28 protein-coding genes and 1 tRNA gene are annotated in these 24,831 nt (G+C 73.8%); 16 read left to right on the top strand and 13 right to left on the bottom strand.

Going from position 1 to position 24,831, the window contains the following annotated elements; translation table 11 throughout:
- Positions 1 to 19 precede the first annotated feature (19 nt).
- The 3 genes from C5508_RS00270 to C5508_RS00260 all read left to right on the top strand — a co-directional run bounded on the left by C5508_RS00270 (position 20) and on the right by C5508_RS00260 (position 1,130).
- Positions 20 to 478, top strand: a complete 459-nt coding sequence (locus C5508_RS00270; protein WP_104522437.1) for a hypothetical protein — start codon at positions 20 to 22, stop codon at positions 476 to 478.
- Positions 468 to 770 (top strand): transcriptional regulator, encoded by a 303-nt coding sequence (locus C5508_RS00265; RefSeq protein ID WP_104522435.1) that lies wholly within the window; start codon positions 468 to 470, stop codon positions 768 to 770. Before C5508_RS00270 ends, C5508_RS00265 begins: the two co-directional genes overlap by 11 nt.
- 117 nt (positions 771 to 887) lie before the next feature.
- Entirely contained in the window at positions 888 to 1,130 is a 243-nt protein-coding gene (locus tag C5508_RS00260; RefSeq protein ID WP_104522587.1) for a hypothetical protein, read from the top strand.
- Positions 1,131 to 1,143: 13 nt separating this feature from the next.
- Here the strand turns inward: C5508_RS00260 and C5508_RS00255 are convergent, their stop codons facing one another.
- The 4 genes from C5508_RS00255 to C5508_RS00240 all read right to left on the bottom strand — a co-directional run bounded on the left by C5508_RS00255 (position 1,144) and on the right by C5508_RS00240 (position 4,257).
- The gene (locus C5508_RS00255) at positions 1,144 to 1,425 is read right to left on the bottom strand and encodes a ubiquitin-like small modifier protein 1 (RefSeq protein ID WP_104522433.1); all 282 of its coding nucleotides are present in this window, start codon (positions 1,423 to 1,425) and stop codon (positions 1,144 to 1,146) included.
- On the bottom strand, positions 1,422 to 2,504 hold the full coding sequence (locus C5508_RS00250; RefSeq protein ID WP_104522431.1) for a WD40/YVTN/BNR-like repeat-containing protein: 1,083 nt from the start codon (positions 2,502 to 2,504) through the stop codon (positions 1,422 to 1,424). Before C5508_RS00250 ends, C5508_RS00255 begins: the two co-directional genes overlap by 4 nt.
- Before the next feature lie 55 nt (positions 2,505 to 2,559).
- Positions 2,560 to 2,970, bottom strand: coding sequence for a hypothetical protein (locus C5508_RS00245; protein ID WP_104522429.1), 411 nt, complete (start codon positions 2,968 to 2,970; stop codon positions 2,560 to 2,562).
- Between the two features lie 72 nt (positions 2,971 to 3,042).
- Positions 3,043 to 4,257: a L,D-transpeptidase gene (locus tag C5508_RS00240; RefSeq protein WP_232796808.1), complete on the bottom strand. Its 1,215-nt coding sequence runs from the start codon at positions 4,255 to 4,257 to the stop codon at positions 3,043 to 3,045.
- A gap of 183 nt (positions 4,258 to 4,440) precedes the next feature.
- Here C5508_RS00240 and C5508_RS00235 point away from each other — a divergent pair.
- Positions 4,441 to 4,513, top strand: a tRNA-Lys gene (locus C5508_RS00235).
- A gap of 268 nt (positions 4,514 to 4,781) precedes the next feature.
- On the opposite strand, the gene C5508_RS00230 is transcribed toward C5508_RS00235, so the two are convergent.
- Both C5508_RS00230 and C5508_RS00225 read right to left on the bottom strand, forming a co-directional pair.
- Positions 4,782 to 5,498 carry an SDR family oxidoreductase gene (locus tag C5508_RS00230; RefSeq protein WP_198597746.1) on the bottom strand — a complete coding sequence of 239 codons (717 nt, stop codon included), beginning with the start codon at positions 5,496 to 5,498 and terminating at the stop codon, positions 4,782 to 4,784.
- A 367-nt stretch (positions 5,499 to 5,865) separates the two neighbouring features.
- The gene (locus C5508_RS00225; protein ID WP_198597745.1) at positions 5,866 to 7,092 is read right to left on the bottom strand and encodes an ATP-grasp domain-containing protein; all 1,227 of its coding nucleotides are present in this window, start codon (positions 7,090 to 7,092) and stop codon (positions 5,866 to 5,868) included.
- Between the two features lie 234 nt (positions 7,093 to 7,326).
- Between C5508_RS00225 and C5508_RS00220 the strand changes: the two genes are divergently transcribed.
- The 6 genes from C5508_RS00220 (at position 7,327) to C5508_RS20780 (ending at position 11,336) form a co-directional block, all read left to right on the top strand.
- The gene (locus tag C5508_RS00220; protein ID WP_104522423.1) at positions 7,327 to 8,421 is read left to right on the top strand and encodes an NAD(P)-binding domain-containing protein; all 1,095 of its coding nucleotides are present in this window, start codon (positions 7,327 to 7,329) and stop codon (positions 8,419 to 8,421) included.
- Positions 8,422 to 8,534: 113 nt separating this feature from the next.
- Positions 8,535 to 9,479, top strand: coding sequence for an ABC transporter ATP-binding protein (locus tag C5508_RS00215; RefSeq protein WP_104522421.1), 945 nt, complete (start codon positions 8,535 to 8,537; stop codon positions 9,477 to 9,479).
- Positions 9,476 to 9,733 (top strand): hypothetical protein, encoded by a 258-nt coding sequence (locus tag C5508_RS20095; protein ID WP_232796807.1) that lies wholly within the window; start codon positions 9,476 to 9,478, stop codon positions 9,731 to 9,733. The genes C5508_RS00215 and C5508_RS20095 overlap by 4 nt, the downstream gene beginning before the upstream one ends.
- Positions 9,730 to 10,308 carry an ABC transporter permease subunit gene (locus tag C5508_RS00210; protein ID WP_232796806.1) on the top strand — a complete coding sequence of 193 codons (579 nt, stop codon included), beginning with the start codon at positions 9,730 to 9,732 and terminating at the stop codon, positions 10,306 to 10,308. Before C5508_RS20095 ends, C5508_RS00210 begins: the two co-directional genes overlap by 4 nt.
- 94 nt (positions 10,309 to 10,402) lie before the next feature.
- Positions 10,403 to 10,747 (top strand): hypothetical protein, encoded by a 345-nt coding sequence (locus tag C5508_RS00205; RefSeq protein WP_104522419.1) that lies wholly within the window; start codon positions 10,403 to 10,405, stop codon positions 10,745 to 10,747.
- A gap of 148 nt (positions 10,748 to 10,895) precedes the next feature.
- Positions 10,896 to 11,336 (top strand): DUF3592 domain-containing protein, encoded by a 441-nt coding sequence (locus C5508_RS20780; protein WP_232796805.1) that lies wholly within the window; start codon positions 10,896 to 10,898, stop codon positions 11,334 to 11,336.
- Positions 11,337 to 11,348: 12 nt separating this feature from the next.
- Here the strand turns inward: C5508_RS20780 and C5508_RS00195 are convergent, their stop codons facing one another.
- Positions 11,349 to 12,488, bottom strand: coding sequence for an MFS transporter (locus C5508_RS00195; protein WP_104522583.1), 1,140 nt, complete (start codon positions 12,486 to 12,488; stop codon positions 11,349 to 11,351).
- 119 nt (positions 12,489 to 12,607) lie between these two features.
- Between C5508_RS00195 and C5508_RS00190 the strand changes: the two genes are divergently transcribed.
- Positions 12,608 to 13,138: a DUF488 domain-containing protein gene (locus tag C5508_RS00190; protein ID WP_104522415.1), complete on the top strand. Its 531-nt coding sequence runs from the start codon at positions 12,608 to 12,610 to the stop codon at positions 13,136 to 13,138.
- Between the two features lie 81 nt (positions 13,139 to 13,219).
- Here the strand turns inward: C5508_RS00190 and pruA are convergent, their stop codons facing one another.
- Together pruA and C5508_RS00180 are read right to left on the bottom strand one after the other, a co-directional pair.
- Positions 13,220 to 14,845 (bottom strand): L-glutamate gamma-semialdehyde dehydrogenase, encoded by a 1,626-nt coding sequence (gene pruA / locus C5508_RS00185; protein ID WP_104522414.1) that lies wholly within the window; start codon positions 14,843 to 14,845, stop codon positions 13,220 to 13,222.
- A 13-nt stretch (positions 14,846 to 14,858) separates the two neighbouring features.
- On the bottom strand, positions 14,859 to 15,788 hold the full coding sequence (locus C5508_RS00180) for a proline dehydrogenase family protein (RefSeq protein ID WP_104522412.1): 930 nt from the start codon (positions 15,786 to 15,788) through the stop codon (positions 14,859 to 14,861).
- 158 nt (positions 15,789 to 15,946) lie between these two features.
- On the opposite strand from C5508_RS00180, the gene C5508_RS00175 reads away from it, so the two are divergent.
- The 4 genes from C5508_RS00175 to C5508_RS00160 all read left to right on the top strand — a co-directional run bounded on the left by C5508_RS00175 (position 15,947) and on the right by C5508_RS00160 (position 21,268).
- A complete protein-coding gene (locus C5508_RS00175) occupies positions 15,947 to 17,068 on the top strand; it encodes a PucR family transcriptional regulator (RefSeq protein ID WP_198597743.1) in 1,122 nt (373 codons plus the stop codon).
- 28 nt (positions 17,069 to 17,096) lie between these two features.
- Positions 17,097 to 17,735: a biliverdin-producing heme oxygenase gene (locus tag C5508_RS00170; protein ID WP_104522408.1), complete on the top strand. Its 639-nt coding sequence runs from the start codon at positions 17,097 to 17,099 to the stop codon at positions 17,733 to 17,735.
- Positions 17,732 to 20,095, top strand: coding sequence for a SpoIIE family protein phosphatase (locus C5508_RS00165; RefSeq protein WP_104522581.1), 2,364 nt, complete (start codon positions 17,732 to 17,734; stop codon positions 20,093 to 20,095). Before C5508_RS00170 ends, C5508_RS00165 begins: the two co-directional genes overlap by 4 nt.
- A 78-nt stretch (positions 20,096 to 20,173) precedes the next feature.
- The gene (locus C5508_RS00160; RefSeq protein WP_198597742.1) at positions 20,174 to 21,268 is read left to right on the top strand and encodes a M20 family metallopeptidase; all 1,095 of its coding nucleotides are present in this window, start codon (positions 20,174 to 20,176) and stop codon (positions 21,266 to 21,268) included.
- 12 nt (positions 21,269 to 21,280) lie between these two features.
- Here C5508_RS00160 and C5508_RS00155 read toward each other — a convergent pair whose 3' ends face one another.
- From C5508_RS00155 to idi, 4 genes are all read right to left on the bottom strand, one after another.
- Positions 21,281 to 21,532 carry a hypothetical protein gene (locus C5508_RS00155; protein ID WP_104522406.1) on the bottom strand — a complete coding sequence of 84 codons (252 nt, stop codon included), beginning with the start codon at positions 21,530 to 21,532 and terminating at the stop codon, positions 21,281 to 21,283.
- A 21-nt stretch (positions 21,533 to 21,553) separates the two neighbouring features.
- Positions 21,554 to 22,327: an SDR family NAD(P)-dependent oxidoreductase gene (locus C5508_RS00150; RefSeq protein WP_104522404.1), complete on the bottom strand. Its 774-nt coding sequence runs from the start codon at positions 22,325 to 22,327 to the stop codon at positions 21,554 to 21,556.
- Positions 22,328 to 22,411: 84 nt separating this feature from the next.
- Positions 22,412 to 23,260, bottom strand: a complete 849-nt coding sequence (locus tag C5508_RS00145) for a polysaccharide deacetylase family protein (RefSeq protein ID WP_104522402.1) — start codon at positions 23,258 to 23,260, stop codon at positions 22,412 to 22,414.
- Positions 23,261 to 23,360: 100 nt separating this feature from the next.
- A complete protein-coding gene (idi, locus tag C5508_RS00140) occupies positions 23,361 to 23,900 on the bottom strand; it encodes an isopentenyl-diphosphate Delta-isomerase (RefSeq protein ID WP_232796804.1) in 540 nt (179 codons plus the stop codon).
- 82 nt (positions 23,901 to 23,982) lie between these two features.
- Here idi and C5508_RS00135 point away from each other — a divergent pair, with 82 nt between their 5' ends.
- Positions 23,983 to 24,810, top strand: coding sequence for an alpha/beta fold hydrolase (locus tag C5508_RS00135; RefSeq protein WP_104522400.1), 828 nt, complete (start codon positions 23,983 to 23,985; stop codon positions 24,808 to 24,810).
- Positions 24,811 to 24,831 lie beyond the last annotated feature (21 nt).

Below are 24,831 nucleotides of genomic sequence, written 5' to 3'. Positions count from 1 at the left end.
CTGCGCTACTGTTTCCTGCATGGAAACCCCATCGCGGCACTCCCCCACGCCGGACGAGGCGCGCGAGTCGCTGCGACAGCTCGCCGAGGACCAGGACGCGGTGCGGTACCCGCCCATCCCGTACTGGTTCTTCGTCGCCATGGCGGCCGCCATCGCGGGCCTCCACCTGGTGCAGCTGCTACCGGATTCCGACGCCGGCCGGATGACCCAGCTGGTGGCGATCGTGGCCATCGCCGCCGGCGCGGGTGGGCTCGGGCACCGGTACTGGCTCAACCGCGACGGCGTCTCGTGGGTCACGCCACGGCCCGCGGACATGGTCCCGTTCCTGCTCGGGACCTCGGGCACCTACCTGCTGTGCCTGGTGCTCGACGAGACGACCGGTGCCCGGTGGGTGTTCCTGGTCGGCGCCGCCGTCGCTGCCGCGATCGTGCTCGTCACCGGATACCGCTACGTGAAGATCTACGGCGATGGACGCTGAGACGGTCGCCTTCGACGAGGTCATCCACGCGCCGCAGCGCCTGCGGATCTGCGCGATGCTCAGCGCCGCGCAGAGCATCGAGTTCGGCGTCCTCCAGGACCGCCTGGGACTGTCGAAGTCGGCGCTGAGCAAGCAGCTCGCGCACCTCGTCGACGCCGGGTACGTGCAGCAGGAGCGCGCCGTGCGGAACTCGCGCAGCCGGCTGTGGCTCTCGCTCACCCGCGAGGGAGCTCGGGCCTACGCGGGGCACGTGCGCGCGCTGCGCGAGATCGTCGACGCCGACGAGCGATAGAGCCGGATACCACCGATCTGCGCGGATCCCGGTACGGACGGGGCGGATGTGGCGGCTGCGCCGAACACGTACCCGGCGGTGCTGGTCTCCCGGCGGACGGGCCCGGACCCTGTCGACATGACCACCGTTTACGCGTACGGAACAGCCCACGCGGTCGTGATGGTCGGCTCCTTCGGTGCGGAGGGCCTCACGCCCCGTCAGATCGGCCCGGCGCACGCCACGATCGGCCGGGTGGCAGGGCAGAGCCGCAAGGCCCTGTGCGGCGCCTACGTCTCCATCGACGAGCAGCTCCCCTGGCCCCCCGAGGGCTACGAGGAGCAGCAGCTGTGCCCGAACTGCGCGCAGCTCGCCTCCCTCTGAGCCCCCTGCCCCCTCAGCCGCCCGCGATCGAGGGCAGCACCTGCACCTGGGCGCCGTCGCGCACCGTCGTCGTCAGGCCGCCGGCGTAGCGGATGTCGTCGCCGTCCACGTAGACGTTCACGAACCGCCGCACCGTGCCCGTCTCGTCGCGGAGCCGCCGCCCCAGCATGGGGTGCCGAGCGGCCAGCTCGTCCAGCACGTCGGCGAGGGTGTCCCCCGCCGGCTCGACGTCGAGGTGCTTGGCGCCGCCGGCGAGGTCGGCGAGCACGCCGGGGAGCAGGACCTGCACGGTCACGGGAGTCGCACCGCGCGCACCGCGAGCACGTCGGGCAGGTGGTCGGCGACGAGGGTGAAGGACTCCGCCTCGTCGGCGCTGGCGTAGACGCAGCCGTCGCGGGTGCCGACGTAGACGCCGGTCGGATCGCCCTCGTCCACGCAGAACGCGTCCCGCATGACCGCGGTCCACGCGGCATCGGGCAGGCCGACGCCGCCCTCGGTCCAGGTGGCCCCGGCGTCGCGGGTGCGGTGGACGCGCAGCTTCCCGCCCGGTGGCACGCGCTGCATGTCCGCCACCAGGGGCACCACCCACGCCGTCCCGGGCGTGATCGGCGAGGTCGCGATCGGGAAGCCGAAGTCCGCCGGGAGCCCGCCGGCGATGGAGGACCAGGTCCGCCCGGCGTCCTCGGTGCGGAACACCCCGAAGTGGTTCTGCGCGACCATCGTGTCCGGGCCGGCGGCGTCGACGGCCACCTTGTGCACGCACTGCCCGTACTCCGGCGCCGGCTCGGGCATGAAGACGGCGCTGATCCCGCGATTGCGCGGCTCCCAGGATGAGCCGCCGTCGTCGCTCAGGTAGACGCCACCGCCGCTCATCGCGATGGTGACCCGGTCCGAGGCCGGGTCGGGCAGGATCGTGTGCACCGCTCCCCCGCCGCCGCCGGGCTCCCACTCGGGCCGGTGCGGGTGGTCCCAGTGGCCGCGGACGAGGGAGAAGCTGCAACCGCCGTCGGTGCTGCGCCACAGCGAGTGCGGCTCGCACCCGGCCCACACCACGTCGGGCCGGTCGGCCGAGTCGGGCCGGAGCTGCCAGACCCGTGCCAGCGCCGCCCCGGTGTCGGCGGGGAACCGGATCGCGCCGGAATCAGTCTCGTCCCAGGTGGCACCCAGGTCGTCGGACCACATCACGGTCGGTCCCCAGTGCCCGTACTGGATGCCCGCCAGGATGCGCGGGCCTGCCCGGCGGGTGTCGACGCAGACGGCCGCGACCTCCTGAGCCAGGAGGTGCGGCCCGTCCAGCGTCCAGGTCCGGCGCCCGTCGTCACTGCGGGCCAGGAACAGCCCCTTGCGCGTACCGATGGCCAGCAGATCGGTCATGACACCCCTCCGAGTCGACGTCCTCGAAAGGTTTGACCGGCGGGGCCGGCGAAACTCAGCGGCGGGTGGCACCACCGTCAGGAGAACCGTGCTGCGGGTGGTGCCCGTCGCCCGTCAGGTCGGGTGCGAGTCGCTGCGCCTCGGACCGCAGCTGCTCGGCGGCCGTGCGGTCCTCACCGGCGCGGGCGGCCCGCTCCCGGGCCTCCTGCTCGGCCAGCGCCGAACGCTCCTGCACCTCGGCAATCTCGCGCCGGGCCGCCGCGGCCTGCTCCTCGGCGAGCGCCTGCTCCTTGTCCGCCCGGGCTGCCCGGAGCTGCGCCTCCTGCAGGTTCTCGCGCGCCTGCTCGCGGTGCTGCGCCTCGCGCTGCACGCGTGCGACCCGCGCCCGCTTGAGCAGCGCCAGCACCAGCAGTGCGACCAGCACCAGTGCGACGGCGACGATGAGCACGATCTTCCAGGTCTCCATGACCACCCTCCTCGAGTCGGCGGAAGGGTGCCCGTGGTCACAGAGGGAGAAACGCCCCCTGCTCACCGGTGATCACTTCAGCGCGCTGCCGGCCTGCCACTCCTCCCAGGAGATCGCCCAGTCGTAGATGTCCCCGTCGGCCGCCGAGAGCGCGGGTCCTTCGGAGTTCTTGATCTCCACGACGTCGCCGGGCTGGGAGAAGTTGAAGAACCAGGCTGCCCGGTCGGTGGAGAGGTTGATGCAGCCGTGCGAGACGTTCTCGCGCCCCTGCTGCGCCACCGACCACGGTGCGGCGTGCACGAACTCGCCGTTGTTGGACAGGCGGACGGCGTACTCGACGGGCGTCCGGTACCCGTTGGGGCTGTCGACCGGGGTGCCGTAGGTGCTGGAGTCCATGATCCGGTCCCGGTTCAGCTCGGTGACCACGTGCGCCCCGTTGCGGCTGGGGAAGTCCGAGCCACCGGCGCTCATCGGGAAGGTCTGCACCAGCTGGTCGCCGTCGAACACCTCCATGGTGTGGGTGGCGGCGTCGGCGATCGAGACGTGCCGCTCGCCGATGGAGAAGGACACCGAGCGGTTCTTCTCGCCCCACACCCCGTCGCCGAAGTTCACGCCGTACAGGTCGGCGTCGACGGTGACCTCGATGTTCTCCGGCCAGTACTGCGACGGCCGGAAGTGCACCTCGGTGTCGTTGAGCCAGCTCCACACACCGTCGGTCGGGGTCGTGCTGGTCACCGCGAGGTGGCTCTCGACGGCGGCCTTGTCGGCCACCGGCTCCTCGAAGTAGACGCGGATCGGCATGCCGACGCCGACCGTCTGGCCGTCGAGCGGGCCGACCGAGGGGGTCGTGACGGACTCGGGGGTGACCGTGGTGAAGGTCGACGTCCCGGTGGTCGTCTCGTCGTCGCCGTTGGTGGCGGTGGCCGTCAGCGTGTAGCTCGTGCCGTAGGCCAGCGGGGTCTCCGGCGTCCAGACCTGGGCGGCCGCGCCGTCCTCGGCGGCCTCGTCGTCGGTGGCCGGCTCCTCGTCGGCGGCCGGCGCGACGGCGCCGGGCACGGGCGCGCCCTCGCCGTCGGTCACCGTCACCTCGGAGAGCTCACCGCCGTCGACCGAGATCTCGAGCGGCACCACCGGAGAGACGTCGACCGATCCGTCGGCGACGGCGAGCTCGACAGTCGCCGGCTCGGCCTGCGCGGTGGGCTCACCGGACTTCGCGGTGTCGTCCCCGCTGCACCCGGCCAGGAGGACCAGCGTCCCCGCGGCGATCATCGCGGCTGTCCGTCGCACCTGCACCGGCTCCTCTGTCCTCCCGCCTCGCCCCACCTGGGGCGAGCGCTCCTCATCAGTGTCCACGCACGGACGACATCGCGGTGGCCGCCACGTGTGGCGAAGCCCTCCCCGACCACCTGCGATGGACGCGGCGCGACGCTGGTATCGTTCTGCCTCGTTGCCCGGCACGCCGGTGCATCCGCGCCATTAGCTCAATTGGCAGAGCAGCTGACTCTTAATCAGCGGGTTCGGGGTTCGAGTCCCTGATGGCGCACTTCACCACCGGCTTCGCCGGCACGTCCGCGCAAGGCGATTTCCCGCCGCGGCGACCGTGGTTCGCGCTCGGCCATCGACAACCCTCACCCGGTTCTCCGGCCACTCGGGACGGGACCGCCCCTCCGGTGCATCGCCGCCGGAGGACGCTTGCCCGCCGGAGGCTCGCAGGCACCGGATCGTCTCGACCAGCCCCAGCCCCACCCCGGTGACCCGCTGATCCTGCTGATCCTGCTGATCGAACGCGGGGTCGATCAATGCACGCTGGCTCACGGCCATCCCTGCTCGAGCAGCGGGGTGACGGTTACCTCGTTGAGCACCACATCCGGTGGGGCGGCGGCGATCCAGCTGATCAGGCGGGCGACCTGATCGGGTGCCAATGCGTCGGCGGGCAGGGCCGGCTCAGCAGAGCCGGTCCGATCTTCCGGTGACCAGACGCCCCAGCTGGTGTCCATGGCGCCCGGATAAACCAGGCAGGCGCGGATCCGATGCGGTTTGCCCTCGGCCGCGAGTGCCTGGGTGAGGCCGGTCAGCCCGAACTTGGCGGAGCAGTACGCGGCGGCGTTCGCCCAGCCGCGCCGGCCGGCCACCGAGGACACGTTGACGATGGTTCCGCCGCCGTTCTCACGCATGTCCGGCCAGACTGCCTTGGCCAACACGAATGACGCGCGCAGATTCACTGCGAGCACCCGATCCCAAGCTGCGACGTCGAGCTCGGCCACCGGACCAGGCACATCGGTTCCGGCCGCGTTGACCAGGACGTCGACGCGGCCGAGGTCGGCGTGCACCTGACATACCGCCCGCTCGATCTCATCGGCATCGGCGAGATCCACCACCGCCGCGCTCGCTCGCACGCCACGGGCGTGGACCTGCTCGGCCGTCAGATCCAGATCGGCGGATCCGCGGGCCAGTACCGCGACATCGGCGCCGTCTCCAGCCAGGGCCAGAGCCGTTGCCCTGCCCAGGCCGCTGCTGCCACCGGTCACCAGCGCGACCCGTCCGCGCAGCCCTGTCGCCCCGCTCACTTCTACCTCCGGTCCTGCCGTCACGGCCCCGGGGACCAGCCTGCCCGATACGGGCGACTGCTGCTGAGCGAGGTCGCCGAGCAGACAACTCCGCAATGGTGCGACATCGCGGCTGCGCACGGCGGATGGCAACCGGTATCTGGATGACCGATGGGTCGACCGCCGGTGCAGGGGGGCTGATGGGCAGGCAAGAGGGGTCGTGACGAGCCGGCGGTGAACCGACGAGCAGGTCGACGAGGAGTCTCCGACTCTCGAGTCCAGCCAGTCGGGCTGATCGAGGTCGACAACGACTGGGTGGTCCGGTACATCAACGCAGCAGGTGAGGCGGTCAGACGGTCTGCAGCACCTCGACGTCCACGCGGATGCCGTTCAGCGCGAACACGGCCCGGCGCCGCGCCTGCTCCGGCGTGGCGCCCGCGGCGATCACGTGCCCGAGGTAGCCGGCGGGCGATCCGGGGAGCTCGATGCCACCGCCCACGTCGGTGAAGACCTCGGCCAGCACGAGACCGGGGATGGCCGCGACCTCGCGCACGCCGGAGACCTCGCGGACCCGCCCGGCGTGGTGCGACATCAGGTACATGCGGGTGCACGCCGCCACGGCCGGGTCGGGTCGCGCGACGGGCACCGGCTCCCCGAGCAGCAACGCGACGGCGAGGTCCGCGGTGTCCACGCCACTGACGTGGTCGACGCACAGCTGGGCTCCTGGCGCGGCCGGCCGCGCGTGCAGCGCGACCAGCACCGGCCCCGCCGGGCCCAGCACGAACTCCAGGTGGAACGGCCCGGAGTCGTGCCCGGCGGCGGCGAGCGCTGCCTCCACGTACGCGGGCGCGATCCCGACGGGCGCCTGCCGCGTCGCGGTCAGCGCCAGCTCGGTGAACTCCGGCGGCAGCGTCATGACCTGCTCGGACCAGGCGAGGACCTCCGGCCGCCCCTCCACGACGAACCCGTCGGCGGCGTACCGCGGCCCGTGCACGTACTGCTCGACGAGCAGCCGGTGGCGAGGGCGGACCTGCCGGCCGTAGGTGCTGCGCCCCCCGTGCCGGGTGGCCAGCGCCCGCAGTTCCCGGTCATCCCCCACCAGCGCGACGTCCCACCGCCGGGAGCCGTCCACCGGCGCGACGACGCAGGGATAGCCCACGGCCGAGGCGAGCCCGGGCTCGCCCGCGCACACCGACACCCAGGGGGCGACGGCGACGCCCGCGTCCGCCATCGCCGCGCGGAGGACCGCCTCGTCGTCGGAGAGCACGGGGGTGCCGGGCGTCGGGCCGCGCAGCCCGAGCGCCCGGACCGCCGCGGCCGTCGGTGCGAGGAAGGAGTCGACGGTGCTCGTGACGGCGAGGACGACGCCGCCGAGCTCGTCGACCGCCGCCACGATCGCCGCGGGGTCCAGGGTGTCGCACTCCACCCACCGGTCGACCAGCCAGTCCGCGTCGTCTCCGTAGAACGCCCGGTCGCCGACCAGGACCGCCGTCTGCAGCCCGCGCGCCCGGGCCCGTTCCAGCTGAGCCACACCCGGGGCGTCCAGCCGCTCCCCCACCCCGAGCTCGGGGCGCACGGCGGACGACCGCCGGAGTAGCTCCACGGACACGAACCAGCGATCCCGCGAGGAGAACTTCCGACCGCCTGCGCCCGACCCCGCCATCGTGGTGCCCCCGTCCGCTCGATGAGAGGGCCGGACCATACCGGTCGGTTGGTTTCACAGGGAAGAGGAACCGACACGTCCCATCACGATCGGGCGACGCCCGGCAGCCGGTGGGAAGGACGCGGGTCGGCCTGCGGTTTCCCCGGCATGACGCACCGGCCTCCAGCCCGCGACGTCGACGTCGTGGTGGTCGGTGCGGGTCAGGCCGGCCTGTCCACGGCCTGGGCGCTGGCGCGGCAGGGGTTCGAGCGCGGCACCGGCTTCGTCGTCCTCGACGGCGAGCCCGCGCCCGGTGGGGCGTGGCGGCACCGCTGGCCCTCGCTGACCCTCGGCACGACGCACCGGGTGCACGACCTGCCCGGCCTGCCGTTCGTCCCGGACGACGACCGCGCACCCGCCGTCGAGTCGGTCCCGGCCTACTTCGCTGCCTACGAGGAGCACTTCGAGCTCCCCGTCGTCCGTCCGGTCCGGGTGACCTCGGTCCACCGGACCGACGACGGCGGATTCCGGCTGTCCACCGACGACGGCGACTGGACGGCGCGCGCGGTGGTGAACGCCACCGGCACGTGGAGCCGCCCGTTCGTCCCCCGCTATCCGGGGCAGGACGTCTTCCGCGGCCGGCAGTTGCACACCGTCGACTACCGGACCGCAGAGGAGTTCCGCGGGCAGCACGTCGTGGTCGTCGGGGGTGGCGCGTCGGCCACCCAGCTGCTGGGCGAGATCTCTCTGGTCACCGGCACCACCTGGGTGACCCGCCGGCCTCCGGTGTGGCGCGAGGGGGTGTTCGACGAGAACGCCGGCCGCGAGGTGGTGGCCAAGGTGGAGCAGGCGGTCCGCGAGGGCCGCCGGCCGGGCAGCGTCGTGGGTCTCACCGGCCTGCTGGTCTCCACCCCCTACATCCGCGACGGCCTCGACCGCGGAGTCCTCGACCGGCTGCCGATGTTCGACCGGATCACCCCCGACGGCGTCGCGTGGGAGGACGGCCGGTTCGTCGCCGCCGACGTGATCCTCTGGGCCACCGGCTTCCGGGCCGCCGTCGGCCACCTGGCCCCGCTGCACCTCCGGGAGCCCGGCGGCGGCTTCCGCCTCGACGGCACCCAGGTCGTCGGCGAACCGCGGCTGCACCTGGTCGGCTACGGCCCGTCGGCCAGCACGATCGGCGCCAACCGGGCCGGCCAGGCCGCCGCGCGGGCACTGCGCCGCGAGCTCGGCCCGAATGCTCCCCTGCCCCGCAGCGCCTGATCCCGTCAGGGACGGTTCAGGGTCCGATCAGGGCGCTCCCCGATGGATCCGGGACAGCCGCCCCGACAGGCTTCCGGCATGACTCATCACCTGACCAGCAGGGCGGCGTTCGCATGATCGCCGCCCGCAGCCTCACCAAGGTCTACGGCGCCGAGCCCGCCGTCGACGGCGTCACGTTCACCGTCGAGCCCGGCCGGGTCACCGGCTTCCTGGGCCCCAACGGCGCGGGCAAGTCGACGACCATGCGCATGATCCTCGGCCTGGACCGGCCCACCTCCGGCAGCGTGACCGTCAACGGCCGCCGCTATCAGGACTATGCCGCGCCGCTGCGCGAGGTCGGCGCGCTCCTGGAGGCGCGGACCCTGCACCCCGGCCGCTCGGCGCGCGACCACCTGCGCTGGTTGGCGGCCAGCAACGGCATCCCGCGGGCGCGGGTCGACGAGGTCCTCGACCTCGTGGGCCTCGACAGCGTCGCGGACAAGCGGGTGGGCAAGTTCTCCCTCGGCATGGGCCAGCGACTCGGCATCGCCGTCGCACTGCTCGGCGACCCGCCCGTCGTCGTGCTCGACGAGCCGGTCAACGGGCTGGACCCCGAGGGCATCCGCTGGGTCCGCACCCTCGCGCGGGAACTCGCGGCGCAGGGGCGCACCGTGTTCGTGTCCAGCCACCTGATGAGCGAGATGGCGCTGACCGCCGACCACCTGGTCGTCGTCGGCCGTGGCCGGATCCTGGCCGACTGCTCGATGTCGCAGTTCATCGCCGAGCACGCCGCCTCCTACGTGCGGGTCGCCAGCCCCCAGCGGGGCGAGGTCGCCGAGCTCCTCCGCCGGCACGGGCTCGACGTCGCCGTGCACGACGAGGAGCTGCGCGTGCAGGGCCTCGCCGCCGCCGCCGTCGGCGAGCTCGTCGGGAAGAGCGGCCTGCTGCTGCACGAGCTCACGCTCGTCCGGTCCTCCCTCGAGGACGCCTTCATGACCTTGACCGCCGACAGCGTGGAGTACTCGGCCTCCCCGATGGCCCCCTCCGCGCCCGTCACTCCCGCAGGGACCTCCCGATGACCGTCACCTCGGCCGACACGACCGTCCGCCTCGACCCGAACCGCAACGTCCCGGGCATGCGCCGACCGGGCTTCCCCGAGACGCTGCGCGCCGAGTGGCTCAAGTTCTGGTCGGTGCGCTCCACCACCTGGTCGGTCATCGCCATGCTCGTCCTGGGTGCGGGCCTCACGACCCTGATCTGCGCGACGAACGCCGAGTGGCTGGCCAGCAGCGAGGCCGACGAGAACCCGGGCTCGTTCATCACCTTCGGGTGACGTTCGCCCAGATCACCGCGATCGTGCTCGGCACCCTGGCCGTCACGACCGAGTACGGGACGGGCATGATCCGCGCGACGCTGGCCGCGACGCCGCGCCGCGGAGCGGTCCTGGCGGCGAAGGCCCTCGTCCTCGTCGGCACGCTGTTCGTCGCGGGCACGGTCACCGCCGTCGCCGGGTACCTCGGCGGCAACTTCTTCCTCGACCGGGAGGGCGTCGGTCTCGCGCTGTCCGACGACGGCGTACTGCGCTCGATGCTCGGCAGCGGCCTGTACATGGCCGGGCTGGGGTTGCTCGCCGCCGGCGTCGGCCTGCTGGTGCGGCACACCGCGGCGGCGCTGTCGATCGTGCTGGCGCTGGTGTTCGTCGTCGGCACCCTGGTCGTCCTGCTGCCCGGCGCCTGGGGCGAGTGGACGTCGAAGCTCATGCCGGGCAACGCGGGCTCCTCGATCGCCACCCCGGTCTCGTTCAACCCCTTCCTGCTCGACCCCTGGGTGGGTTTCGCGGTGTTCTGCGCCGAGGTTGCCGCCGTCCTGCTCGTCGCGTACCTGGCGTTCCGGCATCGCGACGCCTGAGGAAGGACCCCCCCTTCCCCCGGAAGGGAGTCGGCGAGCGTCGCACCGAGCACCCGCTGTGCCCCGGCCACCCCGGCCGGGGCACAGTGGTGCCGTGACCACGCATGACCCCGCGGCCGAGGGCCGCCGCCGTGCCGAAGTGCTGCTCGCCCATCTCTCCGAGGGCGAGGACGACGCCGTCGACGCGCTCCTGGCCGAGCTGACCGACGTCCGCGACCTCGTCTTCGTCGGCGCCGGGCTCACCGCCATCGCCCGCGCCGAGGGCCGCGTGCTCCCCACCGCTCAGCGGGCCCAGGCCAGCACCCGCCAGCTCAAGCTCGGTCAGCTGCGCGACGCCAACCGCTCCGATCCGGACGGGCTGCGGACGTGGCTCCGGCGCGGCGCCGAGGAGATCCTCTTCATCCGCTCGCTGCAGGCGATCGTCGCCCGGCTGCCCTGACGGTGGCACCGGCCACTCAGGCCCCCGCGCCCGCGCTCCCGGCTGGTGGCGGCGCGGCCGGCTCGCCCCGCCCTGGCAGCTGCCCGGTACGTCGGTCCTGCTCGCCGTCGCGGGACTGATCTGGCTGCTGGCCGGCACCGGTTTTCTGGTGTTATCCGAGGAGCCCGACGCCGATCTGGCGCGCCGGCTGGAGAGCAGGGGCGTCACGGTGACCGCCATCGAGGTGCGCGAGGAGCTGTCCCGGCGAAACGCCCGTCGGGAGCTGGATGTCACCTTCACCACCGTGGACGGCGAGCGCGTCACGGCCGGGGCCACGGGCTTCAGCCGCGTGCTCGCCGAGTACGAGCCGCGCGACCGCTGGAACTCCGTCTGGCGCGCGGGCAGCTACCAGTACGCCGCGCCCCTGGAGGTCGTCTACGACCCGCAGGACCCGCAGCAGGTGATGGCCCGCACCGACATCGCCGGGCACGCCGACGGCGCGCACGTGCACACCGTGCTGGTCAACGTCGCGATCGCCACGGGCGCGCTGGTCCTGGCCGTCGTGATCTGGCTCCTGGCCGTCGCCGTCCGGGTCCTGCGACGGCGCTGAGCGCCCGCCGGCTCAGGTGCGGCCGAGCGCGGGGCGGGCCGACGCCCGCGCGATCGGCAGCGCCAGGGCGAGCACCACGGCCATGAGCACGAGCGTGGACGGAAGGCCGAGGCCGGCGTAGGGCAGGCCCAGCAGCAGCGCACCGCTCGCGGTCCCGGCGTCGAACGAGGCGTTCCACATCGCGCTGGCCGACGTCGTGCCGCCGTCCCCGGCGCGCGCGAAGGCCCGCAGCAGCGTCAGGTTCTGCACCGCTCCGAACCCGGCGCCGAACACCGCCGCGCCGCCCAGCACCCAGACCGGCCCGAAGCGCAGGCCGATACCGGTCAGCGCCAGGCCGAGCGCCGCGACCAGCAGCCCCAGCGGGAGGAGCAGGGCGCTGCCGACGCGGTCGGCGAGCACGCCGGCCCGCCACCGGGTGAGTGCCCCGGTCAGCCCCCAGAGCAGCAGCGCCGCGGTGGCCAGCTGTCCGTCGGGCCGCTCGATCGGCAGGAAGGTGACCAGCCCCCCGCCGGCGGTGGTCACCACCAGGAGCACCACCGACGGCGCGACCGCGGCGCGCACCGCGGCCCCCCCGCTCCCCGTCGGGCCGGCCGCCTCCCCCTGGCGGACCGAGCGCAGCAGCATCGGGAGGAAGACCAGCCCGAGCAGCGGTGAGGCCGCCAGCCAGGACAGCCAGCCCACGTGGTCCGCGAGCACCAGGGCGGCTCCGGCCGGGACGGCCAGCATGTTCGGGATCGCGATGGCGAGGCCGTAGAGGCCGATGGACTCGCCGCGCCGGCCTGGCGGCGCCACCCGCACGGCGAGGGTCGCACCGAGGACGGTGAGCACCCCGAAGCCGACGCCGCGCACAGCGGAGAGCGCCGATATCCAGGCGACGCCGTCGTCGAGCACGTACAGCGGCGCGGGGAGCCCGAGCGCTACCAGCCCGGCGGCGAGGACCGGTCCGGTGCCGAATCTCGCGGTGAGCGCCGGGACCACCGACTGGGCGGCGATGGTCACCACGAGGAAGACGGCGGTCACCACGCCCGCGGTGCTCTCCGCTGCCCCGCCCGCCACCGCGTACGTCGGCAGGGACGCCAGCGTCAGGCAGTAGCTGGCGAACCCGAGGGAGGTGACGCCGACCAGCGCCCGCACCCCGCGCGACCGCCACATCGAGGTCCGCGCCTCTGCCGCTCCGCCGTCCACACTCCTCCATCCCCGAATCCGTGCCCGCGAGCATGACTGCCGGGGCGGGGGCCGCGGTGCTCGGGTAGGCAGGAGGCGTGGCGTTGATGACCGTGGGGCACGGACCGGAGGACCGCGAGAGCCTGGGTGCGCGCCTCACCGCCGCCGGGGTGGAGGTGGTCGTCGACGTGCGCCGCTTCCCGGGCAGCCGGAACAACCCCGACGTCCGGCGGGAGGCCCTGGCGGAGTGGCTGCCGGCCGCCGGCGTCGGTTACCGATGGGAGGAGCGCCTGGGCGGGCGGCGCGCCCTGCCCGCGGGAACCCCGGTGGTGGACGACTGGTGGACGGTCGCGCAGTTCGCCGCCTACGCCGCGCACACCCGGACGCCGGAGTTCGTCGCGGCGCTGGACGAGGTGCTGGCCGAGGCGGACGGGCGAACGGTGGCGGTGATGTGCAGCGAGAGCGTGTGGTGGCGGTGCCACCGGCGGCTGATCGCCGACGTCGCCGTCCTGGCGCGGGGGTACGACGTCGTCCACCTGATGCCTGACGGCCGGCTCACCCCGCACCGCCCGTCCGAGGGCGCCGTCCTGCTCGACGGCGTCCCCCACTGGCCGCGCGCTGATGATCAGGAGACCTGATCGTTCCGGGTCCTGGCTCACCGTCGACCGCGAGCCAGGACCCATGGTGATCAGGAGACCTCATCACCATGGGCTGCCGGGTCAGTGCATGTGCGGGTAGCGGTGGTCCGTCGGCGGCGTGAACGTCTCCTTGATCGAGCGGGTCGACGTCCAGCGCTGCAGGTTCTGCGCGGCGCCGGCCTTGTCGTTGGTCCCCGAGGCGCGCCCCCCACCGAAGGGCTGCTGGCCGACGACGGCCCCGGTCGGCTTGTCGTTGACGTAGAAGTTGCCCGCCGCGTGCCGCAGGACCTTCTGCGCGTGCGCGATGGCCGCCCGGTCCTGCGCGATGACCGCCCCGGTGAGCGCGTAGGGCGCGACCGACTCCATCTGGGTCAGCACCGCGTCGTACTCGGCGTCCTCGTACACGTGCACCGCCAACACCGGGCCGAAGTACTCGGTGGTGAAGACGTCGTGGCCCGGGTCGGTGCCCTCGATGATCGTCGGCCGCACGAAGAAGCCCTCGCTGTCGTCGGCGGTGCCGCCCGCGACGATCGACAGCGCCGGGTCGCCCGCCACCCGGTCCAGGACCCCGGACAGCTTGGAGAACGATCTCCGGTCGATCACCGCGCCCAGAAAGTTCGAGAAGTCGGTGACGTCGCCCATCGTCAGGGACTCGGTGACCCCGACGAGGTCGTCGCGCAGCCGGCCCCACACCGAGCGCGGAACGTACGCCCGGGAGGCCGCCGAGCACTTCTGCCCCTGGTACTCGAACGCGCCGCGAACCAGCGCCGTCCGCAGCACGTCGACGTCGGCGGAGGGATGGGCGACGACGAAGTCCTTGCCGCCGGTCTCGCCGACGATCCGCGGGTAGCCGCGGTAGGAGGCGATGTTCTCGCCCACGGTCCGCCACAGGTGTTGGAAGACCGGCGTGGACCCGGTGAAGTGGATGCCGGCGAGGTCGCGGTCGGCCAGGGCCACCTCGGAGACGGCGATCCCGTCGCCGGTCACCAGGTTGATCACGCCCGGCGGGAGCCCGGCCTCCTCCAGCAGCCGCATCAGGAAGTGCGCGGCGAACTGCTGGGTGGGCGCGGGCTTCCAGACGACGGTGTTGCCCATCAGCGCGGGCGCGGTGGGCAGGTTGCCGGCGATCGCGGTGAAGTTGAACGGCGTGATCGCGTAGACGAAGCCCTCCAGCGGCCGGTGGTCGCTGCGGTTCCACACGCCGGGCGAGGACCCCGGCTGCTGGGCCAGGATCTGACGGGCGAAGTGCACGTTGTAGCGCCAGAAGTCGATCAGTTCGCACGCGCTGTCGATCTCGGCCTGCTGCACGGTCTTGCTCTGGCCGAGCATCGTCGCGGCGTTCAGCGTCTGCCGCCACGGGCCGGCGAGCAGGTCGGCGGCGCGGAGGAAGACGGCGGCGCGGTCGTCGAAGGAGAGGTCCGACCACCCCGGTGCCGCCTCCTTGGCGCAGCGGATCGCCTCCTGCGCGTCGGCGTGGGTGGCGTGCGCCGCGGTGCCCAGGACGGCGGAGTGCCGGTGCGGCTGGACGACGTCGAACCGTTCGCCGGCGGCCATGCGCTGCCGCCCGCCGAGAGTGCTGGTCAGTTCCACCGGCTCCGCGGCGAGCTCGGCCAGGCGCCGCTGCAGCTCCTCGCGCTCCGGCGCACCCGGCGCGTAGGTCAGGACCGGCTCGTTGCGGGGGGCCGGCACCCGGGTGATGGCGTCCATGGGGAACCTCGATTCAGCGTCGGGTGGCGAGGGAGCGCAGGAAGAAGGCGACGTTGGCGGGGCGCTCGGCCAGCCGGCGCATGAAGTAGCCGTACCAGTCGGCGCCGTAGGGCACGTAGGCCCGGACGCGGGTGCCGGCGGCGGCCAGCCGGCGCTGCTCGTCGGGGCGGATCCCGTAGAGCATCTGCACCTCCCACGAGTCGGCGGCGCGGGAGTGCTGGGCGGCCAGCTCGTGGGCACGCGCCACGATCGCCGGGTCGTGCGAGCCGACCATCGGGTAGCCGGGGCCGGCCATGAGCAGCTCGAGGCAGCGCAGGTAGGCGGCGTCGACGTCGGCCTTCCGCTGATGCGCGGCCGACGCCGGCTCGTCGTAGGCGCCCTTGACCAGCCGCACCCGCGAGCCGGTGACCGCGAGCGCCTTGGCGTCGTCCTCGGTGCGGTGCAGCATCGCCTGCAGCACGGCTCCGGTGCCGGGGTGGTCCTTGCGCAGCTCGGCGACCGCGGCCAGCGTCGAGTCGACGGTGCGGGAGTCCTCCATGTCGAGGGTGACCGTGGTGCCGATCGCGGTGGCGGCCTCGACGACCGGGCGCACCAGTTCCAGGGCGATGTCGTGCCCGCCGTCGGGAAGCGCCTGGCCGAAGGCCGAGAGCTTGACCGACACCTCGGCGGCCGGTCCGGGACCGAGCGGTGCGAGACCCTCCAGCGCGGCCAGGTAGGCGTCGCGGGACCGCACCGCCTGGGATCGGTCGGTGACGTCCTCCCCGAGGTGGTCGAGGGTCACCGCGATGCTGTCGGCGGACAGCTCGCGGACGGCGCGCAGCGCGTCGTCGAGCGTCTCTCCGGCGACGAACCGGTCGACGACCCGCCGGGTGGCCGGCGTGCCGGTGACGGCGGCGCGGAGACCGTGCCGCCGGGAGGCGCTCAGCAGGACCTTCTGCAACACGACGACACCTCCAGCGACGACCGACCGCAACACCTGAGGACGCTAGGCACCCCCACCCGTCGGGGCCAGGGACAGATGTCGGGATTCTCCCCGTCTGATCTCATACAGCTGTACGAGATCCGGCCATGGCACCAAGCGCCCGGAGTGGGGAGGACGACGTGCGGGACGACCTGCAGGAACTCGTCGACGAGGTGTCGCGGGTGCTGGCCGCCCCCGCCACGCTCGAGGACTCGGCCTTCACGCTGCTCGCCTTCTGCGCCCACGACGACAGCGGCGCGGACCCGATGGACGCCGTCCGGACCCGGTCGATCCTCACCTGCGGATCGGCGCTGGAGACCCGGCGCTGGTTCGAGGACTTCGGCATCGCCTCGGCGACCCGGCCGTTGCGCACGCCGGCGGACCCGGAGGCCGGCATCCTCACCCGCCTGGTGCTGCCGGTGCGGCACGAGGGCGGCACCCGGGGCTACCTGTGGCTGCTCGACGGCGGGCGGATCGACCCCGACGACGACGCCGACCCCGCACTGGCCCGCGCGATGGACCTCGCCGCCCGCGCCGGACGGCTGCTGGCCGGCCGGCCACCCGACGACCTGGGCCGGCTTCTCGCCGACGCCCTCACCGGCCGCCCCGCGGCCCGGGCCCAGGCCGGTCGCCGACTGGCCGACCGGCTGACCGAGGACGGCGCCCAGGTGCTCGTGGCGCTCTGCCCGGCGGATGAGCTGTCCGTCGACTGGCAGCTCCCGGCCGCCGGCGCGGTCGCCACCCTCGTGGACGACGGCCCCGTGGCCGTCCTCGTCCCGCTGCCCTCGACGACCGACCTCCGCCCGGCCGGAGCTCTGGCCGCGGCCTCGCTGCGGTCCCTCCGGCCCGGCAGCACCGCGGGCGTCTCGGCCGTGCGCCGGGGCACCGGCGAGCTGGCCGAGCAGTGGCGGGAGGCCCGTGCCGCGGCACGGGTGGCCGCGGCGGTCGATCGCTTCTCGCCCGTCGCCCACTGGGCCGAGCTCGGCGCCTGGCGCCCGGTCACCGAGCTCGCCGGGCCGGACCCGGCGGTGCTGCCCCTGCTGGCCGACCCGGTGCTCGCCGGGACGGCCGAGACCTACCTCGACTGCGCGGGCAGCGCGGTCCGCACGGCAGAGGTCCTGCGGATCCACCGGCAGACGCTGTACTACCGCCTCGGCCGGATCGCCGCGCTCACCGGCCTGGACCTCGCCGACGGGGACGACCGGCTGCTGCTGCACACCGGACTGCGTGCGGCGCACCTTCCCCGGCTCGACCACACCTGACCCGAACCGGTCACCTACGCTCGTCGCAATGGCTGCGGATGACGACTTCCACCACCAGGACGACCGCAGCGACCGCGACGACGTCCTGCGCCTGCTGCGAACGGGAACGGCCGCCGAGCACGAGGCGGTCGAGCGCACGCTGGACCTCCTCGACGCGCGCCTGGACCGCGACCGGCTGACCTCCGCGCTGACGCTGATGCACGGCTTCTGGATCGCGGCGGAGCAGGGGCTCGACGACTGGGCGGCCGGCTGCCCCGACGACGCGGCCGCCGTCGACTGGTCCCGCCGACGCCGCGCGGAGCTGTTCGCCGCCGACCTGCGCGCCCTGGACGCCGACCGGATGGCCGGCACCCCGCGGCTGCCGGCGATCCCTGGCACCGACGAGGCGCTCGGCCGGCTGTACGTGCTGGAGGGATCCACCCTGGGCGGCGCGTTCATCGACCGGCACCTGGCGACGCTCCCCGCCCTCTCCGGCGTGCGGATCCGCGCCTTCTCCCCCTACGGCGCGGAGACCGGCGCGATGTGGGCCGCCTTCCGCCGGACCACCCGGGCTCACGTGACCGCCGGCGGCGACATCGACCGCATCGTGTCCGCCGCGCGGGACACCTTCCGCGCACTGGCGCTGTGGTGCGCACCGGCCGCGCGGCCCGAGCAGGTCCGCGCGTGACCGGCGCGGACGCGACGATCGACTTTCTCGCCCCCGGCGACCCCGTAGACCTGTCCAACTGCGAGCGGGAACCGATCCACATCCCCGGCAGCACCCAGCCGCGCGGGGTCCTGATCACCGTGCGCGACCTCGACTGGATCGTCCAGCAGGTGTCGGAGAACCTGGGCGACCTCACCGGGATGGCGTGGCGGGACGCGATCGGGCGTCCGCTCGCCGAGGTGCTGGGCGAAGCCGCGGCCGGTGCGGTGATCCGCTCGGCGAGCGCGTTCGGCGACCTCCGCGAGCGCAACCCGGTCGAGATCACGCTCGACGTCGACGGGGGCCCCGTCCCGGTGGACGCCCTGCTGCACCGAGCGCTGGTCGAGCAGGGCAGTGCGGACGCGGGTGACGGCCTGGTGGCGACCGGCGCCGGGCCGCTGTCCAGCGTCGTCGTGGAGCTGGAGCCGGCACGCGGACCGCGGCCCTTCTCGTTCCCGAACACCTACCAGGCGGTGCGCGGCACGGTGGCCGACCTCGACCGCGCCTCGTCGCTGCCGCAGCTCTACGACATCACCGCGCAGGCCGTGCGCTCCCTCACCGGCTTCGACCGCGTGATGGTCTACCGCTACGACACCGAGTACAACGGCGAGGTCGTCGCGGAGGCGAAGCGGGAGGACCTCAACCCCTTCCTCGGTCTGCACTATCCCGCCTCGGACATCCCGGCCCAGGCGCGGGCGCTGTACGAGAAGAACTGGATCCGGCTGATCTCCGACGTCGACTACGACCCGGTCCCGATCAGCCCGGCCGACCACCCCGTCACCGGCCGGCCGCTGGACCTCACGTTCTCGACCCTGCGCAGCGTCTCGCCCATCCACGTCGAGTACCTGAAGAACATGGGCGTGCGCGCCTCGATGTCGATTTCGCTGCTGCGCGACGACAAGCTCTGGGGGCTCATCGCCTGCCACCACTACAGCGGCCCGCACGCCCCGCCCTACGCGACGCGCGCGGCGGCGGAATTCCTCGGCTCGACGCTGTCGGTGCGCCTGATCGACCGCGCGTCCCAGGACGAGATCCAGCGCGCCCTGCGGGTGCGGTCCAACCTGGCGTGGCTCACCGCCGCCACCCTCGACGAGGACCGGATGCTCAGCGAGACCCTGCTCGGCCGGCCCAACCTGCTCGACGTGCTGGACGCCGACGGCGTCGTGGTGAACCTGCAGCGGCACCGCGGCACCGCCGGTGCCGACCTGCCCCCCGCCCTCGCCGACGGCATCGCGGCATGGGCGGCGGGCTGTGGGAACGACGTCGTCACCACCGACGCCCTGGCCACCGACGCACCGCATCTGGCCGCTCCGACCGAGCTGGCCTGCGGCGCGCTGGTCCTGCCCCTGCCCGAGGGGCAGTACGTGCTCTGGTTCCGCGGCGAGGCCGTGCGGCACATCGACTGGGGCGGCGACCCGCACAACAAGGCGATCGCCGAACGCGAGGGGGACGAGGTCCGGCTCAGCCCGCGCAAGTCCTTCGACCGCTGGCGGGAGACCGTCCGGGGGCGCTCGGAGTCCTGGACGGCGCAGGAGATCACCGAGGCCACCGAGCTGCGCACCCACCTGCTCGAGGCGCTGTACGCCCGCTCGCGCAGCATCGTGCGGGCCGCCGAGACGCTGCAGCGCAGCCTGCTGTCCGATCCGCCGGAGCGCGCGCACCTGGAGGTCGGCGTGCGCTACGTGCCGGCCACGCGCGAGGCCCAGGTCGGCGGCGACTGGTACGACGTGTTCGAACAACCCGACGGCTCCACGATGCTGGTGATCGGCGACGTCGTCGGGCACGACACCCAGGCCGCCGCCACCATGGGCCAGCTGCGCGGCTTGCTGCGCGGCATCGCCTACGACAACGCGGAGGGCCCCGCCCGCGTGCTCTCCCGGCTGGACGCCACCATCGAGGGACTGGGGCTCGGCGCCCTGGCCACCGTCCTGGTCGGCCGGCTGGACCAGACCGCCGACGAGCGCGCCCGCGGGGTCACCCGCTTGCGCTGGGCGAACGCCGGGCACCTGCCCCCGCTCGTCGTCGCCCCCGACGGTCGGCAGCGGCTGCTGGACTCCGGTCGCCCGGGCCTGCTCCTCGGCGTCGCCCCGAGCGTGCCGCGCGCCGACCACGAGGTCGAGATCGAGCGGGACTCGACGTTGCTGCTCTACACCGACGGGCTCGTCGAGCGCCGCGACCAGGTGTTCGACGACGGCATCGAGCTCCTCGGGGAGGCGCTCGCCCACCTGCGCGATCTACCGGTCGAGCGGTTGTGCGACCGGCTCATCCGGCGGGTGCTGCCCGACGGCGCGGAGGACGACGTCGCCCTCGTCGCCGTCCGGCTGCACCGCGCGGAGCGCTGACCGGCCCACGCCCGACGCCGACGCACCGGCTGGTCGGCGAGACCTGCGCGGGCAGCGGCACCCGTGCAGGATCGGACCATGAGCGCTGGAACCGCGGAACTGGACGCGTCGGCCCTGGTTCGTGAGCTGGTCCGCCGGCCGACGGTCTCGGGGAGCGCCACCGCCCAGCGGGACTGCATGGGAACGGTCACCGAGGTGCTCCGTGAGCGAGCCCCGCACCTCGACGTCCGCGTCGGCCGCGACCCGGACCAGCCGTGGACCCTGCTCCGGACACCCACCGACCCCGATCGCCCGCAACTCCTGCTGGCCTGCCACGTCGACACCGTCCCCGTTCCCGATCCCGCGGCCTGGCAGCGCGACCCGTTCGGAGCCGACCTCGAGGACGGCCGAGTGTGGGGCCGGGGCGCCAGCGACATGAAGGCGGGGCTCGTCGCCGCGGCGGCCGCGCTGGCCGCCACGGACCCGGAGGTGCCCGTCGCCCTGCTGCTGACCAGCGACGAGGAGATCGGCTCGAAGGGAGCCGCCGCCGCGGCCGTGGCCGTGGCCGAGCAGTCGGTGGGTGCGGTCATCGTCCCGGAGGCGACCGGGAACCAGGTCGTCCTCGGGCACAAGGGCGCACTGTGGCTGGCGGTGCGGACCGCCGGGCGAGCGGCGCACGGCAGCACCCCGGAGCGCGGCCACAACGCCGTCCTGGACCTGGTCGCGGTCCTCTCCCGCGTTCCCGGCGCGCTTCCCCTGGGCAGCCACTCCTTCCTGGGGTCGGAGACGTGGAACTGCGGGATCGTCTCCGGCGGCACGGTGCCCAACGTGGTCCCCGACCGGGCGGAGGCGGTCATCGACATGCGCACCGTCACCGACGGCGCCGAGCTCCTCGCCTGGTGGCGTGGCCAACCCGAGATCGCCGACGTCGAGGTCCGCGTGGACCTCCCCCCGGTCGGCACCCCGGCCGACGACCCGTGGGTGGCCGCCCTGCCCGCGCCGGTGCTCACCACCCCGGCCACGTACTTCACGGACGCGTCCGTGCTCGGTCAGGTGGTCGGCGGCGCCCCGATCGTGGTCTGGGGGCCCGGCACGCCGGCGGTCATGCACGCCGTCGACGAGTACGCGGAGCTGAGCGAGCTGGAGGACGCGGCCACGCTGCTCACCGGGGTCGCCGCCCGGTGGCCGCGCTGACCTCCGCCGGGGTCAGTCGGCCCCGGGGGCGGTGAACGTCGGGGTCAGCCCGTCGTCCGGCGGTCCGGCGCCCTGCGGCGCCGGGACGACGGCGGTCGTGGCCTCCAGCGACGGCCTCCCCGACCGGGCGTCGCGCTCCAGCGCGGCGAGCAGCCGCTCCTCGTCCGGGGCCAGGTCGCCGGGGCCGAGGTGGCCGCCGAGCCAGCCGGCGTCCGCGTCCGAGGCCATCGCGGTGTCGGGGGTGGGGTCGTCGGGGGCGTTCACGCGACTGTTCCTCACCGTGGGTCAGCGGGGGAAGTTCGGCTCGAGCCGGGGGACGATCTGCATCTCGGGGATGAACGCCGTCGGGTGCAGGGTGACCAGCGTCCGGATGGCGTCGGCGACCGCGGCCGGCGGCATCATCAGGTGCCCCGGGATCCCCCACTGCTCCATCATCGGGGTGTCCATCGCCGCCGGGATGACGCTCTGCACCCGGCAGGGGAAGGGCCGCTCGCTGCCGTCGTCCATGCGGATCGCCTTCTCCCGCAGCTCCCGCTGGATGCACTTGGTGGCGTTGAGGAACCCGGCCTTGGAACCGTTGTAGGCGATGGCGCCGCTGCCGGACGTGATCGCCGAGAGCGAGACGACGTGCACGACGTCGGCGGTCCGCCCCTCGGGCAGGTGCTGCACCCGCTTGGTGAACTCGCTGGTGAGGAAGATCGGCCCCTCGCAGTTGACCGCCATGACCCGCCGGTAGTCGTCGAGGTCGATGTCGGTGATGTATCCCGGCCGGTCGATGCCGGCGACGTTGACCAGGACGTCGAAGGCATCACCGTGCTGGTCGAAGAGCTGCGCCACGACCGCCCGCCGGCTGCCGTCGTCGGTGACGTCGAGGGCGACGACCTCGCCGGAGCCGCCGGCCGACGTCACCCGGCCCAACGTCTCCTCGCTGCCGGCCGCGTCGATGTCGCCGATGGCCACGTGCGCGCCGGCCTCCGCGAGCGCCAGCGCGGTGGCCCGGCCCAGTCCACTGGCCCCACCCGTCACCAGTGCGACCCGGCCCTTCAGCAGCGTGTCCATCGAACTCCCTCTCGTCGTGCGTCTGCCGTCGTCGACAGCCTCTCCGACGACGGGCAGGATCGCAGGTCGGACCCGGGAGGACCGCTAACCGGTCGTCACGCTGCCCGGAGCGGTGGCGCCACGGATCCGCTGGCCCGGGGTGGCCCACACGTCGGCGAGGGTGACCGTGCGCAGGCCGCGCTCGGCGATGAGCTCCAGGAGCTCTTCGTAGACGGTGGTCACGGCCGGGTGGTTGGCGTGCCCCACGACGATGGTCTGCGGGGTGAACCAGCGGCGGGCCGCGGCCATCAGCTCCTCGGGCGTCAGCACCCGGAAGTCCTCCAGGGTGCCGTTCCACATGGCGATCGTCGGGTGGCCGAGGTCGGCGGCGATCCGGTCGGTGCGCTCGTCGTGCGCGCCGAACGGCGGACGGAGGAACGGGCTGTCGCGCACCCCGAACGTGGTGGCGAGGAACTCCTGGTTCCGGCGTATCTCCTCGGCCACCTCGAGGTCGCCGAGGGTCGTGAGGTCGGGATGGGACCAGGTGTGGTTGCCCATCGCGACCTGCCCCGACTCGATGAGCGAGCGCAGCTGCGGCGCGTTGTCCTGCCAGCTGGCGTACCGGCCGTTGGGGAAGAAGGTCATCCGGACGCCGCTGTCCTTCGCGAACCGGGCGAACGCGGCCACGACCTCGGTGCTGGTGCCGTCATCGATGCTCAGGGCCAGGAACGTGCCCTCGCCCGGCAGCGCGTCGACCACGCCCACCGGCGGCGGCACGGGCACCAGGCCGGGAACGCCCCGCGGCGCCACCGCCTCGAGCGCACTGGCCGGGACCGGGGGTCCGACGGGAGCCGGCGGCGGGGCGAGGGGATCGCCGAGCCCGGCCGCGCCGTGCGCCACTGCTGTGCCTGCCAGACCGGCCGCGAGGGCGAGCAGGAACCGTCGTCGGTCCATGCCGCGGAACGTAGTGAGCCGGGCTCAGGAGCCCGGGAAGGCGCAGGACGACGCGCCGGACCGGTTCGTGCCGCGAGCGGACGAGCGCGCTGGGTGACCGTCAGGCGGTGTGCAGCCCGGCTTGCTCGATCAGCCGCGCCTGCTCCCGGCACCACGGCGACCAGGCGTCGCCTTCGGTCTCCTGGCGCCTGCGGAACGCCGCCCAGTCCAGGAGCTCCCACTCCTCCACCTCGGAGGGCTCGGGCGCCGGCGTGCCCATGAACCGGCCCACGTACACCGGGCACACCTCGTTCTCGACGACGCCGAGGAACTCCGCGCGGTAGCGGTAGCCGGGCAGGGCGGGGCGGATGCCCTCGACGCCGAGGCCCAGTTCGAAGGCGGCCCGCCGGGCGATGGCGTCGGCGTCGTCCTCGCCGGGCCCCGGGTGACCGCACACGGTGTTGGTCCACATGCCCGGGAACGTCTGCTTGCCCTCCGCGCGGCGGGTGACCAGGAGCCGGCCCTCGTCATCGAAGAGATAGGCCGAGAATGCCCGGTGCAGCGGCGTCTCACCGTGGTGCACCTCCGGCTTGGGCATCGTGCCGATCGAGTGACCCTCCTCGTCGACCAGGACGATCAGCTCGATCGGGGACGCAGTCACCGGTCCATCGTCCCCGATCGGCCGCCTGCGTGCCCGGGCAGTCCCCGTGCGGTCGACGACGGCTCGGGGCACAGTCACGGGGGTGGACAGCTTCCGCCGAGACGGCCTGACCTTCGACGTCCGCGACGCCGGACCGCGCGACGGCGAGCCCGTCGTCCTCCTGCACGGCTTTCCGCAGGACTCCACGGCGTGGGATCGGGTGGCACCCGCCCTGCACCAGCACGGGCTGCGCACCCTCGCACCCGACCAGCGCGGCTACTCCCCGATGGCGCGTCCGCGCGGCCGGGTGCACTACCAGCTGCGGGAGACGGTGAACGACGTCCTCGCTCTGCTGGACGCCGCCGGACTGGAGTCCGCGCACGTGGTCGGGCACGACTGGGGCGGCATCGTGGGGTGGGGCCTCGGCGCCTGGTACCCCGACCGGGTGCGCACCCTCACCGCGCTCTCGGTGCCGCACCCAGGGGCCATGGCCCGTGCCATGGTGACCAGCGACCAGGGGCTGCGCTCGTACTACATGGGGCTCTTCCAGCTGCCCGTCGTGCCGGAGCGGCTGCTGCTCGCCGGCGACGGGGCGGCGCTGCGCCGGATGCTGCGGCACGGCGGCCTGCCCGACGATGCCGTCGACCGGTACGTGCGGAGGATGCAGGAGCCGGGGGCGCTGTCGGCCGCCTTGGGCTGGTACCGCGCGCTGCCGTGGACGGGGCGCGACCCGGTCGGCACGGTGACGGTGCCCACGCTGCACGTCTGGAGCACCGGCGACGCCTTCCTCGGGCGCAAGGCCACGGAGGACACCGCCCGCTTCGTCGACGCCTTCTACCGGCTGGAGGTGCTCGACGACGTGACCCACTGGATCCCCGAACTCGCCGCCGAGCGGACGGCCGAGCTCGTCACCGCCCACGTGCGCGCCTGACCCGCCCGGTTGGGAGACTGC

This window comes from Blastococcus atacamensis (assembly GCF_002938425.1).
GTDB lineage: Bacteria > Actinomycetota > Actinomycetes > Mycobacteriales > Geodermatophilaceae > Blastococcus > Blastococcus atacamensis.
The sequence above is the reverse complement of the archived record's forward strand: the minus strand, read 5'-3'. Positions and strand labels throughout refer to the sequence as shown.

Bases quoted from the DNA above. Each gene is read 5' to 3' on its own strand.
- C5508_RS00270 (WP_104522437.1), top strand. From the start codon at position 20: ATGGAAACCCCATCGCGGCACTCCCCCACGCCGGACGAGGCGCGCGAG.
- C5508_RS00265 (WP_104522435.1), top strand. From the start codon at position 468: ATGGACGCTGAGACGGTCGCCTTCGACGAGGTCATCCACGCGCCGCAG.
- C5508_RS00260 (WP_104522587.1), top strand. From the start codon at position 888: ATGACCACCGTTTACGCGTACGGAACAGCCCACGCGGTCGTGATGGTC.
- C5508_RS00250 (WP_104522431.1), bottom strand. From the start codon at position 2,504: ATGACCGATCTGCTGGCCATCGGTACGCGCAAGGGGCTGTTCCTGGCC.
- C5508_RS00245 (WP_104522429.1), bottom strand. From the start codon at position 2,970: ATGGAGACCTGGAAGATCGTGCTCATCGTCGCCGTCGCACTGGTGCTG.
- C5508_RS00220 (WP_104522423.1), top strand. From the start codon at position 7,327: ATGACGCACCGGCCTCCAGCCCGCGACGTCGACGTCGTGGTGGTCGGT.
- C5508_RS00215 (WP_104522421.1), top strand. From the start codon at position 8,535: ATGATCGCCGCCCGCAGCCTCACCAAGGTCTACGGCGCCGAGCCCGCC.
- C5508_RS20095 (WP_232796807.1), top strand. From the start codon at position 9,476: ATGACCGTCACCTCGGCCGACACGACCGTCCGCCTCGACCCGAACCGC.
- C5508_RS00195 (WP_104522583.1), bottom strand. From the start codon at position 12,488: ATGTGGCGGTCGCGCGGGGTGCGGGCGCTGGTCGGCGTCACCTCCCTC.
- C5508_RS00190 (WP_104522415.1), top strand. From the start codon at position 12,608: ATGACCGTGGGGCACGGACCGGAGGACCGCGAGAGCCTGGGTGCGCGC.
- pruA (WP_104522414.1), bottom strand. From the start codon at position 14,845: ATGGACGCCATCACCCGGGTGCCGGCCCCCCGCAACGAGCCGGTCCTG.
- C5508_RS00170 (WP_104522408.1), top strand. From the start codon at position 17,097: ATGGCTGCGGATGACGACTTCCACCACCAGGACGACCGCAGCGACCGC.
- C5508_RS00160 (WP_198597742.1), top strand. From the start codon at position 20,174: ATGAGCGCTGGAACCGCGGAACTGGACGCGTCGGCCCTGGTTCGTGAG.
- C5508_RS00150 (WP_104522404.1), bottom strand. From the start codon at position 22,327: ATGGACACGCTGCTGAAGGGCCGGGTCGCACTGGTGACGGGTGGGGCC.
- C5508_RS00145 (WP_104522402.1), bottom strand. From the start codon at position 23,260: ATGGACCGACGACGGTTCCTGCTCGCCCTCGCGGCCGGTCTGGCAGGC.